Here is an 11807-nt window from a genome sequence, read left to right on the forward strand (position 1 = left end):
CCGGCGCCGTCCCGACTCACCCCTCCCGCGTGACCAACCGCACCGTCCGCTCGGCCAGTTCGGTGATCCGCACCCCGTCATAACCGAAGACGGCGCTGCTCACCCGGTCCCGCAAGGGTTCCGACCACTGTGGGGGGAGCGCAGCGGCCCCGCACCGGACCCCCGCCACCGAGCCGGCCGTCGCCCCGGTGGAGTCCGTGTCCAGGCCGCCGCGCACGGTCAGTGCGATGGTCCGGCTGAAGTCCCCCTCCCCGTAGAGGAGTCCGGCCGTCAGCACGGCCGCGTTCGGGACCGTGTGGAGCCAACCGAGGCCCGCCGTCCGTTCCGCGAGCTCGGTGAGGGCCTCCGACCACCCGAGCCCGGCCTCGTGCAGCGCGATCGCGTCCCGTACGGTCCGGGCGAGCCGACTGCCCGCCGGCACCCGTTCCAGGCCCGCTTCCAGGGCGGACCGTACGTCCGGCGCGGTGAAGGCCGCCGCGACCAGCGCCGCCGCCCACATCGCCCCGTACACGCCGTTCCCCGTGTGCGAGAGGACCGCGTCCCGCCGGGCGAGCGAGGCGGCCCGGCGCGGATCGCCCGGGCAGGTCCAGCCGTAGACGTCGGCCCGGATGAGCGCCCCGATCCACTCCTGGTACGGGTTGTCACGGGTGGCGGTCAGCGGCGGTCGCAGTCCGTTGGCGAGGTTCCGGTAGGCGACCCGTTCCGCCGTGAACGTCTGGAAGTACGGCAACCGCAGCAGCCACTCCTCACCGACCTGCTCGGTGGTGAAGGAGGAGCCGTGCTGCTCCAGCAGGTGCAGGTTCAGGACCGACCAGTCGACGTCGTCGTCCCGGCAACTGCCGTTGATCCCGCCCCGCACGCACCGCTCCCACCCGGGCCGCAGCGCGAACCCCTCCGCCCCGGGAGGCGGTGGCGGGAGGTAGTTCGTCAGCGGAAGGGCCCCGGTCAGCCGCAGGTACGCGTCGATCCGCTCGCGGGTCCAGCGGTCTCCCTGCTCCACCGGCTTGCCGAGCATGTTCCCGGCGATCCGGCCCGTCCAGCCGCCCAGGATCCGGTCCGCGAGTTCTCCGTGCACGAGCCCCATGCTTCCGGTGTACCGAACGCGGCGGCCCGCCGCGCGTCGAGTAGCGGTGGAAGGTCAGCCCTCCCGCTCGGGGGGCTCCGTGTCGCTGCGGGCCTTCGCCGCCCGCCGCAGCCTGTGGTGCCGGTCCCCGCCCTGTTCGGTCATCGCCTCCCCGACCAGGGTCCGCACCGCGTCCCGCATCCCGTGCAGGGCGTGGTGCCGGGCCGGTCCCGCACCCGGGTCCTCCCGAAGCTCCTTCAGCAGCGCCCAGCACAGTGCCAGCATCACGATCACGAACGGCAGCGCCACCAGGATCGTCGCGGTCTGCAGCGAGTTCAGACCGCCCACCACCAGGAGCGCCGCCGCGACGGAGGCCATCAGGACGCCCCAGGTCACCACGAGCCAGGTCGGCGGATGGAGCGAGCCGCGGCTGGTCAGCGAACCCATCACCAGCGACGCCGAGTCGGCGCTGGTGACGAAGTACGTCATCACCAGGATCATCGCGATGACCGAGGTGACCGTGCCGATCGGCAGGGCCTCCAACATCGCGAACAACGAGGCCTCGGCCCCGTCCTCGACCGCCGTCGCGAGGTCCGCGGCACCCGTCGACTCCAGTCGGATCGCGGTCCCGCCCATCACGCAGAACCACACCACCGTGGCTCCGGACGGGACGAGCAGCACGCCCACCAGGAACTCCCGGATCGTTCGGCCCCGGGAGATCCGGGCGATGAAGGTGCCGACGAACGGCGCCCAGGACAGCCACCACGCCCAGTAGAAGATCGTCCAGGCACCCAACCAGTCACGGTCGGTGAAGGCGCCGGTGCGGCTCGCCATCGGCAGCAGTTGGTGCAGGTAGCCGCCGACGGAGGCCGGGATGGTGTCCAGGATGTACACCGTCGGGCCGAGGAGGAAGACGAAGGCCGCCAGGCAGGCGGCGAGCACGATGTTCAGCGTGGACAGCCACTTCACCCCCTTGTGGAGCCCGGAGAAGGCCGACACCACGAAGGCAGCCGACAGCGACAGGATGACGATCAGCTGGGTGGCCGTGGAGTCCTTCACCCCCATCGTCAGGTTCAGCCCCTCGGAGACCTGCAGGGCACCGAGCCCCAGGCTCGTCGCGGTGCCGAACACCGTGGCGAACACCGCGAGCAGGTCGATCGCCTTGCCCGGCCAGGCATTCGCCCGACGCTCTCCGATCAGCGGCACGAAGGCGGAGCTCAGCCGGTTCCCACGCCCCTTGCGGAAGCTCGCGTACGCGAGCGCCAGCCCGGCGATGCCGTAGATGGACCACGGGGTCAGCGTCCAGTGGAAGAACGAGTACTCCATGGCCGTCTTGGCCGCCGCACCCGTCCCCGCCGGAACGCCGCTCGTCGGAGGAGGGCTCAGGAAGTGCGTCAACGGCTCCCCGACCCCGTAGAACATCAAACCGATGCCCATCCCGGCGCTGAACATCATGGCGATCCACGCCAGGTTCGTGAACTCGGGCTCCGCATCGTCCGCGCCCAGCCTGATCCGGCCGAACCGGCTCAGTGCGATCACCACGCACAGCACCAGGAAGACGTCGGCGGCCACCACGAACAGCCAGGCGAAATTGGACAGCACCCAGTCCAGGGCGGTGGACGAGGCGCTGTCGAAGGAGTCCTCGCCCAGCGCCGCCCAGCCGACGACCGCTGCCACGGCCGCGACGCCGATCCCGATGACCTTGCCGTCCGGCTCGATCTTTTCCGTACTCATGCGACCCCACTATGGTGCGGAATATCGCCCTATCAGGGGGTGGCACGCCGTCCGGACGTCCGGATAAGGTCGCCCGTGGCGCGACTGCACGTTCGAAAGCAAGGGATGCAAGGTGACGAACGGGGCAGCAACTCAGGCCGCTCACGTGCTCGTGGCGGCTGACAAGTTCAAGGGCTCGCTCACGGCCGTGCAGGTCGCGGAGCGGGTCACGGCGGGACTGCGACGGGTCGTCCCGGACCTCACGGTGGAGACGTTGCCCGTCGCGGACGGCGGCGACGGCACCGTCGCGGCGGCGGTCGCAGCCGGCTTCGAACGGCGGGAGCTCCGTGTGACGGGCCCGCTCGGCGAGCCGGTCACCGCGGCCTTCGCGCTGCGCGGCACCACCGCCGTCGTCGAGATGGCGGAGGCCTCGGGCCTCCAACTGCTCCCTCCGGGCGTCTTCGCCCCGCTGACGGCGACCACGTACGGCTCCGGGGAACTGCTCCGCGCCGCCCTGGACGCCGGCGCGACCACCCTCGTCTTCGGCGTCGGGGGCAGCGCCACCACCGACGGCGGTTCCGGCATGCTCGCCGCACTCGGCGCCCGCTTCCTGGACGCCGACGGCGAACCCGTCGGCCCCGGCGGCGCACCCCTCGCGAACCTCGCCACGGCCGACCTCAGCGGTCTCGACCCCCGTTTCGCCTCGGTCGACCTGATCCTCGCCAGCGACGTGGACAATCCGCTGACCGGGCCCAAGGGCGCCCCCGCCGTCTACGGACCGCAGAAGGGGGCCACCTCCGAAGACGTCCGCACCCTGGACGCGGCCCTCGCCCACTTCGCCGCCGTCCTGGAGGAGGCCATCGGCCCCCGGGCAGCCGAGGCCGCCGTCGCCCCCGGCGCGGGTGGCGCGGGCGGCATCGGCTACGGAGCCCTCATCCTCGGCGCGAGCTTCCGCCCCGGCATCGAGCTGATGCTGGAGGTGCTCGGCTTCGCCCCCGCCCTGGAACGCGCCACCCTCGTCATCACCGGCGAGGGCTCCCTCGACGAGCAGACCCTGCACGGGAAGGCCCCGGCCGGCGTCGCCGCCGCCGCCCGCGCCGCGGGCAAGGAGGTCGTCGCGGTCTGCGGTCGCCTGGCCCTGGCCCCCGAAACCCTCGGAGCGGCCGGCATCCGTCGTGCCTACCCCCTCACGGCGCTGGAGCCCGACCCGGCGAAGTCCATCGCCAACGCAGGCCCGCTCCTGGAAGAGGTGGCGGCGAACCTCGCCGGGGACTTCCTGTCGTAGCGCGCGGCACCCGTACCACCCGCTCCCGAGCGGGGTGGCACCCGTCCGCCGTCCGGCCCGCCCTCCCGGGGCGCCACCCCGGGGCGCCACCCCGGGGAGGGACGCCGCTCCGGGCCGACGGTCCGCACGCCGGCGGGGCCGGCGGTCCCGCCGGCACACGGCCCCCGGCGGGACGGTCAGCGCGCACCGACCGACGGACCCGGCCCGCAGGAACGGCGCCCCGCGCCCCTACCCCGCCGCCAAGCGGAACGCTTCCAGCGCCAGGGTCATCTCCGTCAGGTCCCGCGGTCGGGACAACGACCGGGACGTCAGCTGCTCCAGCCGCCGCAGCCGGTTGAAGACCGTGTTCCGGTGGCAGTACAGCCGTCCCGCCGCCCGCCCCGCCGACCCCTCGCAGTCCAGCCACGCGTCCAGCGTCTCCAGGAGCACCGCCCGGTCCGCCGGGTCCAGCTCCAGCAGGCCGCCCAGGACGTCCGAGACCAGCAGGTCAGCCACCTCCGGCTGTCCCACCACCAGGGCGCCCGTCATCCTCCGGTCCAGACGGACGATCTCCCGGCTGCCCGGCGGGCACGTCCGCAGCGCGAGCTCCGCGAGCCGCCGCGCCCGACCCACCTCGGTCAGGCCCACCACCACCGGGCTGATGCCACCGGGCCCGGGGCAGCGTCCGTCGAGGAGCTCCGAGAGCGCGTCGAGCCCGGTGCCACCGGACAGTGCCGCCACCCCCAGCTCGCAGTCCGCGCCCATCCGCCACAGGAACCGCACCCCCTCGCCCTGCACCCGCCGGTGGAAGGGCTCCCGCTCCTCCCGCCGGTCGTAGCGCAGCACCACCACCGCGTACCGCCCCCGTTCCGGCAGGTCCAGCCCCGCCGCCGCCCGCGCCACCAGCTCGGGCGACCGCTGCCCGTGGAGCAGCGCGTCCAGCAGCGCCTGGAGCTGTTCGTCGGTGCGGCGACGCAGCTCCAGCTCCGCCGAGCGGTACGCCTCCGACGCCGTGTCCGCCTGTGCGTCCACCGCCGACCACACGATCGTCGCGGACTGCATCAGCACCGTCAGCCGGGCCGCGTCCGAGCCCGCGCCCTCGATCAGCGCGTCCCACACCAGGTGCCCGGCATGCCGGTAGGCATGGACGACCAGTTCCAGCGGCATGCCCTGTGCGGCCCGCCGCCGTCCCATCTCGTCCGCGTGCTCCAGGTCCCGCCGGGGTGAGTTCCGGGGCGCGGAGATCATTTCGATCCCGATCCGGATGGCCTCCCGCGCCTCCTGCCAGTGCTGGTCGTACGGCAGGATCCGCCCGTAGGCGGGCTCGTGGGCGTGGAGTTCCCGCAAGTGCTCGTCGACCAGCTCCGGCACCCGTTCCAGGAGCGCCGTACAGGCCTCCGCCAGTACCTTCCAGTCGTCACCGGTCCGTCTTCTGCGCCGTCCCATGACCGCAGCCAACACCGCCCCCACCCCCTTCGCACAGCCCTGACGCGCAGCGTTGTGCGCATGCACAGCCGTCCGCCGCGCCCGCTGGTCACCGGCAGCGTTTCGGCCGCGGGACGTGGACGCGGATCCGCCGCGGTGCTGGGGTGAGCGCCACCGAACGGCCGGGTGACCACTGCGGCCGGGAAAGGGGAGCCATGGGAGGTACCGCCCCCGCCCTCCAGGTGACGGACCTGACGGCGGGATACGGACCCGTGCACGCGCTGCGGCGGGTGTCGCTGACCGTTCCGGAGGGTGCCGTCGTCACCGTCCTGGGCGGCAACGGAGCCGGCAAGTCCACACTGCTGCGGGCGGTCTCGCGCACCCTGCGGTTCCACGGCGGCGCCGTGGTCTCCGGCACGGTGACCCGTGACGGCCGGCCGCTCGACGGGCTGCCGCCGGACCGGGTGGTCGCCGCCGGCGTCTCCCAGGTCCCCGAGGGGCGTCAGGTCTTCGCCCGGATGACGGTCGAGGACAACCTGCGCGCGGGCGCCCTCGGCAGCCGCGGCGGAAGGGCCGCGAAGGCTGCCGCGCTGCGCCGGGTGCACGAGCTCTTCCCGGTGCTCGCCCAGCGGGCCCGCCAGCCGGCGGGGCTCCTCTCCGGCGGCGAACAGCAGATGCTCGCCGTCGGCCGGGCCCTGATGGCCGCGCCCGGCCTGCTCCTCCTGGACGAACCCTCCCTCGGCCTGGCCCCGTTGACGGCGGCCCGGATCGCGGACGCCGTCCGTGAGATCAACGCCCAGGGAACGGCGGTGCTCCTGGTGGAGCAGAACGCGGCGCTCGCCCTGGGGCTGGCCTCCCTCGCGTACGTCCTGGAGGTCGGCGAGGTCACCCTCGCCGGTCCCGCGGCCGAACTCGCCGCCTCAGACGAGGTGCGCCGCCGCTATCTGGGCGTGGTCGACGAGGCAGCCGCCGCCGACGCGGCCGGAGCCACCACCGCCCACCCGGTCCTGTCCCGCTGGGAGGAAAACCGATGAGCGACAGCGCGGAGCACGGTGCTCCGACCACCGACGCCCCCACGACCGGCACCGCCCCGCCCCGCACCCCACCGATCCTCGAAGTCCGCGGCCTCACCGTCCGGTTCGCCGGGCTCACCGCCCTCGACGGCGTCGACTTCACCGTTCGGCCCGGTACCGTCCACGCCCTCATCGGACCCAACGGCGCCGGCAAGTCCACCTGCTTCAACGTCCTCTCCGGGGTGTACCGGGCCACCTCCGGTTCCGTCCGCCTCGGCCCGCACGAACTGACCGCGCTGCCCCCGCACCGCATCGCGGACCTCGGCGTCGGCCGGATCTTCCAGAACCTGGCCCTGCCGCCCCGCGCCACCGTCGAGGACAGCCTGATGCTGGGCCGCCACCGGCTCACCCGCACCGGTTTCCTCGCCGCCGGTCTCCGCCTGCCCTCGGCCGCCCGTGAGGAGGCCCGTCACCGCGCCAGGGTCCGGGAGATCGCCGCCTTCGTCGGCCTGGAACGGCAACTCGCGCGCCCCGCGGGCTCCTTGCCGTACGGGCAGCAGAAGCTGGCCGAACTCGCCCGCGCCCTCTGCATGGAGCCGGAGCTCCTGCTGCTCGACGAGCCGGTCGCCGGCATGACCGCGGACGAACGGCGCCGCACCGCCTCCGTCATCGCGGGGGTCCGCGACGGCCTCGGCATCTCGGTGCTCCTCGTCGAGCACGACATGGGCCTGGTGATGCGGCTCGCCGACTCCGTCACCGTCCTCGAGTTCGGTCGCCGCATCGCCGACGGCGCACCCACCGACGTCCAGAACGACCCCGCGGTCGTCCGCGCCTACCTGGGAGGGGAGACCGCCGCGTGAGCACCTTCGCCGAGTTCCTGATCAACGGCGTCTCCCTGGGCTCGATCTACGCCCTCATCGCCCTCGGCTTCGTGGTCATCTTCCGGGCCACCGAGGTCGTCAACTTCGCCCACGCCTCCCTCCTCCTGGCCGGTGGGTACGTCACCGCCGTCCTCCAGCAGGAGATCGGTTTCTGGCCCGCCCTGCTCGCCGGCATCGCGGGCGCGGCACTGGTCGGCGCAGCCGTCGAGTTCCTCGTGATGCGCCGCCACCGGGGCGGCGACCACAGCGTCCTCGCCATCGTCACCATAGGCGTCGACATCCTGCTCGCCACCGAGCTGACCCGCAGGATCGGCACCGACATCCTCGCCCTCGGCGACCCGTGGGGGAACGCCGTGGTCACCCTCGGGCCGGTGACGATCGCCGAGACCCGGATCGCCGCCCTCCTCGCGGCGGCCCTCCTCATCACCTCCTTCCTCCTCGTCTTCCGGTACACCTCCTGGGGCGTCGCCATGCGGGCCGTCGCCGAGAAGCAGGAGACCGCCGCCCTCATGGGGATCCGGCTCGGTCGGGTCTCGCTCGGCGCCTGGGCGGTCGCCGGTGGGCTCGCCGCCGTCGCCGCGCTCTTCCTCACCGTCTTCCCGACGCCCGGTCTGGAACGGGCCACTTCGCTCGCCGCGCTGAAGGCGTTCCCGGCCGCCATCCTCGGCGGCCTCGACTCCACGACGGGCGCCCTCGTCGGAGGCCTCCTCGTCGGCGTCACCGAGTCCCTCGCCACCGGATACCAGGGTGACCTGACGTTCCTCGGCCGGGGCATCGGCGACCTCGCCCCGTACCTGGTGATGGTCGTGGTGCTCCTGATCCGTCCGGCCGGCCTCTTCGGCACGAAGGAGCCCGCCCGTGTCTGAAACCCCCGCCCGGCGCGCCCCCTGGGCCCGCACCCCCGCGGTGTACGGGAGGACCGCCGCCGGCGTCGTCCTCGTCGCCCTCCCCTTCTACCTGGACCGGTTCTGGCTCCAGGCGGGCCTGTTCGCGATGGCCGCCGCCCTCGGCGCCCTCGGCATCAACCTGCTCACCGGCTCCACCGGCCAGCTCTCCATGGGGCACGCCTTCTTCCTCGCCGTGGGGGCCTACGGCTACTGCGCCTTCGCCGGGGACGGCTCCGACGGCCTGGTCGGCCTCGGCCTGCCCGGGTGGCTCGCCGCCGTCCTCGCGGTGGCCCTCGCGGGCCTCGCGGGCGGGGCCTTCAGCCCCATCGCGGGTCGGTTGCACGGCGCGTACCTCGGCATCGCCACCCTCGCCCTGATCTTCATCGGCCAGCACCTGCTCTTCAACGCCCACGACCTCACCGGTGGCTACAACGGCCGTGCCGTCCCGCCCCTCTCCCTCTTCGGCCTCACCTTCGACGACGGTGAGCTCCTCGTCGCCCAGGTGCCCTTCGGCGCCGTCGAGAAGCTCTGGTACCTGGGCCTCGCGCTGCTCCTGGGCGGGGTGCTGTTCGCCAGGGGAGTGCTCCGGGGCCGTCCCGGCCGCGCCATGAACGCCCTTCGGGACCACCGGATCGCCGCCGGGGTCATGGGCATCCCCGTGGCCCGCCACCGCGCCGCCGTCTTCGTCCTGTCCTCCGTGTACGCGGGCCTCGCGGGCGTCCTGCTCGCCCTGGTCTTCCAGCGCACGGTGCCGGAGTACTTCGGGATGGCGCTCTCCCTCGAGTACCTGGCCATGATCGTCATCGGCGGTCTCGGCTCGGTCTCCGGCGCGGTCGCCGGAGCCGTCTTCGTCTCCCTCCTGCCGCAGCTCCTCACCCGCTACAGCGACGCGCTCCCCCTGGTCTCGGCCCCCGGGACGGGCGGAATCGCACCGGGGGAGGCCGCCCGCTACCTGTACGGCGCCGCCGTCGTGGCAGTGGTGCTGTTCCTCCCCGGCGGCCTGGTCCGCCTCGCCGCCCGGACACCGAAGACCCCCCCCCCCACCCAACCCTCAGGGGAGGCACGATGAACCACGGACGACCCGCCGTGCGGGGCCTGGCCGCCGCACTCGCCGCGTTGGTCGCGCTCACCGCCGCCGGATGCAGTGCGAAGGCGAAGACCGGCGACGGCAAGCAGACCGGCGCGGGAGGGGTGAAGACCGGCGAGGGCGTCACCGACGAGACGATCTCGCTCGGTGCGCTCACCGACATGACCGGTGTGTACGCCACCCTCGGCAAGAGCGTCACCCAGGCCCAGCAGCTGTACGTGAAGCAGGTCAACGCCGCTGGCGGGATCTGTGGCCGCCGCCTGGAACTCACGGTGCGGGACCACGGCTACGACCCCCAGAAGGCACTCGCCGCCTACACGGAACTGGAGCCGAAGGTCCTCGGCTACGCCCAGTTCATCGGCTCCCCGTTCGTCGCGGCCGTCAAGCAGCGGGTCGACGGCCAGGACAAGGGCCTGGTGCTGCCGCAGGCCTGGTCGGCCTCGTTGCTCGGCTCCCCGTACATCCGGGTCCTGGGCTCGACGTACGACGTGGAGACGATCAACGCCGTCGACTTCCTGCTGACGGAGAAGGGGCTCAAGGCGGGGGACAAGCTCGGGCACGTCTACTTCGAGGGGGACTACGGGGAGAACGCGCTGAAGGGTTCGAGGTACGCGGCCGACGAGGCGGGGCTGACCGTCGTCGAGCAGAAGATCAAGCCCACCGACAACGACATGTCGGCGCAGGTCGCCGCGCTCAAGCAGGCCGGGGTCAAGGCGATCGTCATCAGTGCGGGGCCCCGCCAGGCCGCCTCCCTCGTCGGCGTCGCCGCCGCCACCGGCCTCAAGGTCCCGGTCGTCGGCAACAACTCGGCCTTCGCCCCACAGCTCCTCGGCACCCAAGCCGGCCCCGCCCTGCAGCAGATGTACTGGTTCGCCTCGCCCAGCCTCCCCATCGGTGCCGGCACCCCGACCGCCGAGAAGCTGGTCGCCGACTACCGGGCCGCCTACCCGGCCGACGGCCTCGACAACGGCATCGTCGCCGGTTGGACCGCTGCGAGCGTCTTCGGCGAGGCCCTCAAGAAGGCCTGCCTCGCCAAGGACCTGACCCGCGAGGGCGTCGACAGGGCCCTCCTGTCGATGAACGCGCACGACGTCGGCTTCGGCATGACCCATGACCTCGGCGACCCGACGGCACCCTCGTCCCGCGAGTCCGTCATCCTCCAACCGGACGCTTCCGTCCCCGGGGGGATGCGCACGGTCCGGCAGCCCTTCGTCTCCGAAGCCGCCAAGACCTACGCCCCCTGACCCCCGGGCCCAGCAGAGGGGGAGGGACGGCAGCCCGTCGCACACCGGACCCGGGCGCACACCGCGTCCGGGCCGGTGCGGTGCGACACGTCACGCACCGGAAACACGGTCGTGTGAAGCTCGGGCCCATGCGTGCGCACATCGAGGAGAACCGATCCCATCCCCGCCTTGCTGACCTGCTCGGCGCCTACCACCTGGCCAACCAGGAGGAGAAGGGCGCGGCCGTGCCGACCGTCGCCGAGCTGCCGGCCGCATACCGCCGTGAGGTCGAGGCCCCGGCCGTCGCGTTCGCCGCCGACACGGTCCTGCTCGCCGTCCCGGCCGGTTCGCAGGAGCCGGCCGGCTGTGTCGTGCTCAAGGTGCCCCACGAGGGCCGTGCACCCGAGATCAAGCGGCTCTGGGTCGCGCCCGGGGCCCGGCGCAAGGGCCTGGCGAAGCGGCTCATGGCCGAGGCGCTGAGCCGGGCCGCGGCCTCCGGGGCGCCCGCGGTGCGCCTCACCGTCTGGTCCTGGCGGGAGGAACCGCTCGCCCTCTACCGCGGCCTCGGCTTCGAGTCCGTCCCCAGCTGGGACGAGCGGCCCGACCTGCTCTGCCTGGAACGGCCGCTCGACGTCGTCGAGCGGCTCTCCCCGGACGCCGTGCGGGCACACGCTCCGGCAGGCCTCGCCGCGCTCCTGGTGGACGCCGTGGAAGGCGGGGCCTCCGTCGGCTTCCTGGCCCCCCTGGAGACCGCCGGGGCGACCGCTTGGTGGCTCCGGGTCGCCGAGGAGGCCGCACGGGGCGTACGGGATGTCTGGGTGGCCCGCACCGCAGGGGGGAGCCTGGCCGGCGTCGTAACGCTCGTCCGCACCGGCACCGCCAACGGCCGGCACCGCGGGGAGATCGCCCGGCTCCTCGTCCACCGCTCCGCGCGCGGTCGCGGCCTGGGCTCCCGCCTGCTCGCCACGGCCGAGGCCCACGCCGCCGCGACCGGTCTCGGCCTGCTCGTCCTGGACACCCAGACCGGCAGCCCCGCCGAGCGCCTCTACCGCGGTGCGGGCTGGACGGCCGCGGGCACGATCCCCGACTTCGCCGCCGATCCGGCCGGCGTGCTGCGCGCCACCACGCTCTACTACAAGCGCCTCGGCTAGCGGCCGTCCCGTCACCCGCGGCGGACCGGCGCGCGGTGGCCGGCGCGCCGCCGAGACCCATCCGCGGCCACCCCGAGAAAGAGCAAGGGCCCCGGGAGGC

Annotated in this window: 10 protein-coding genes; 7 read left to right on the forward strand and 3 right to left on the reverse strand. The window is 73.5% G+C overall.

Going from position 1 to position 11807, the window contains the following annotated elements; translation table 11 throughout:
* Positions 1 to 16 precede the first annotated feature (16 nt).
* Positions 17 to 1084, reverse strand: a complete 1068-nt coding sequence (locus ACFW2Y_RS09735; RefSeq protein ID WP_384875965.1) for an ADP-ribosylglycohydrolase family protein — start codon at positions 1082 to 1084, stop codon at positions 17 to 19.
* A 54-nt stretch (positions 1085 to 1138) separates the two neighbouring features.
* Positions 1139 to 2797, reverse strand: coding sequence for a BCCT family transporter (locus ACFW2Y_RS09740; RefSeq protein ID WP_384875967.1), 1659 nt, complete (start codon positions 2795 to 2797; stop codon positions 1139 to 1141).
* Between the two features lie 112 nt (positions 2798 to 2909).
* Here ACFW2Y_RS09740 and ACFW2Y_RS09745 point away from each other — a divergent pair, with 112 nt between their 5' ends.
* Complete coding sequence (locus tag ACFW2Y_RS09745) at positions 2910 to 4061, forward strand: glycerate kinase (RefSeq protein WP_384875969.1); 1152 nt, start codon at positions 2910 to 2912, stop codon at positions 4059 to 4061.
* Between the two features lie 228 nt (positions 4062 to 4289).
* Here the strand turns inward: ACFW2Y_RS09745 and ACFW2Y_RS09750 are convergent, their stop codons facing one another.
* Positions 4290 to 5486, reverse strand: coding sequence for a PucR family transcriptional regulator (locus ACFW2Y_RS09750; protein WP_384875971.1), 1197 nt, complete (start codon positions 5484 to 5486; stop codon positions 4290 to 4292).
* 194 nt (positions 5487 to 5680) lie between these two features.
* Between ACFW2Y_RS09750 and ACFW2Y_RS09755 the strand changes: the two genes are divergently transcribed.
* The 6 genes from ACFW2Y_RS09755 (at position 5681) to ACFW2Y_RS09780 (ending at position 11707) form a co-directional block, all read left to right on the forward strand.
* Complete coding sequence (locus ACFW2Y_RS09755; RefSeq protein ID WP_384875972.1) at positions 5681 to 6499, forward strand: ABC transporter ATP-binding protein; 819 nt, start codon at positions 5681 to 5683, stop codon at positions 6497 to 6499.
* Positions 6496 to 7338, forward strand: coding sequence for an ABC transporter ATP-binding protein (locus ACFW2Y_RS09760; RefSeq protein WP_384875974.1), 843 nt, complete (start codon positions 6496 to 6498; stop codon positions 7336 to 7338). Before ACFW2Y_RS09755 ends, ACFW2Y_RS09760 begins: the two co-directional genes overlap by 4 nt.
* Positions 7335 to 8225 carry a branched-chain amino acid ABC transporter permease gene (locus tag ACFW2Y_RS09765; protein WP_384875976.1) on the forward strand — a complete coding sequence of 297 codons (891 nt, stop codon included), beginning with the start codon at positions 7335 to 7337 and terminating at the stop codon, positions 8223 to 8225. Before ACFW2Y_RS09760 ends, ACFW2Y_RS09765 begins: the two co-directional genes overlap by 4 nt.
* Positions 8218 to 9315, forward strand: coding sequence for a branched-chain amino acid ABC transporter permease (locus ACFW2Y_RS09770; RefSeq protein WP_384875978.1), 1098 nt, complete (start codon positions 8218 to 8220; stop codon positions 9313 to 9315). The genes ACFW2Y_RS09765 and ACFW2Y_RS09770 overlap by 8 nt, the downstream gene beginning before the upstream one ends.
* Positions 9312 to 10577 carry an ABC transporter substrate-binding protein gene (locus ACFW2Y_RS09775; RefSeq protein ID WP_384875980.1) on the forward strand — a complete coding sequence of 422 codons (1266 nt, stop codon included), beginning with the start codon at positions 9312 to 9314 and terminating at the stop codon, positions 10575 to 10577. Before ACFW2Y_RS09770 ends, ACFW2Y_RS09775 begins: the two co-directional genes overlap by 4 nt.
* Positions 10578 to 10705: 128 nt before the next feature.
* Positions 10706 to 11707 carry a GNAT family N-acetyltransferase gene (locus ACFW2Y_RS09780; RefSeq protein ID WP_384875982.1) on the forward strand — a complete coding sequence of 334 codons (1002 nt, stop codon included), beginning with the start codon at positions 10706 to 10708 and terminating at the stop codon, positions 11705 to 11707.
* Positions 11708 to 11807: the final 100 nt, after the last annotated feature.

Origin of the sequence: Streptomyces sp. NPDC058877 (assembly GCF_042742855.1) — a bacterium.
GTDB lineage: Bacteria > Actinomycetota > Actinomycetes > Streptomycetales > Streptomycetaceae > Streptomyces.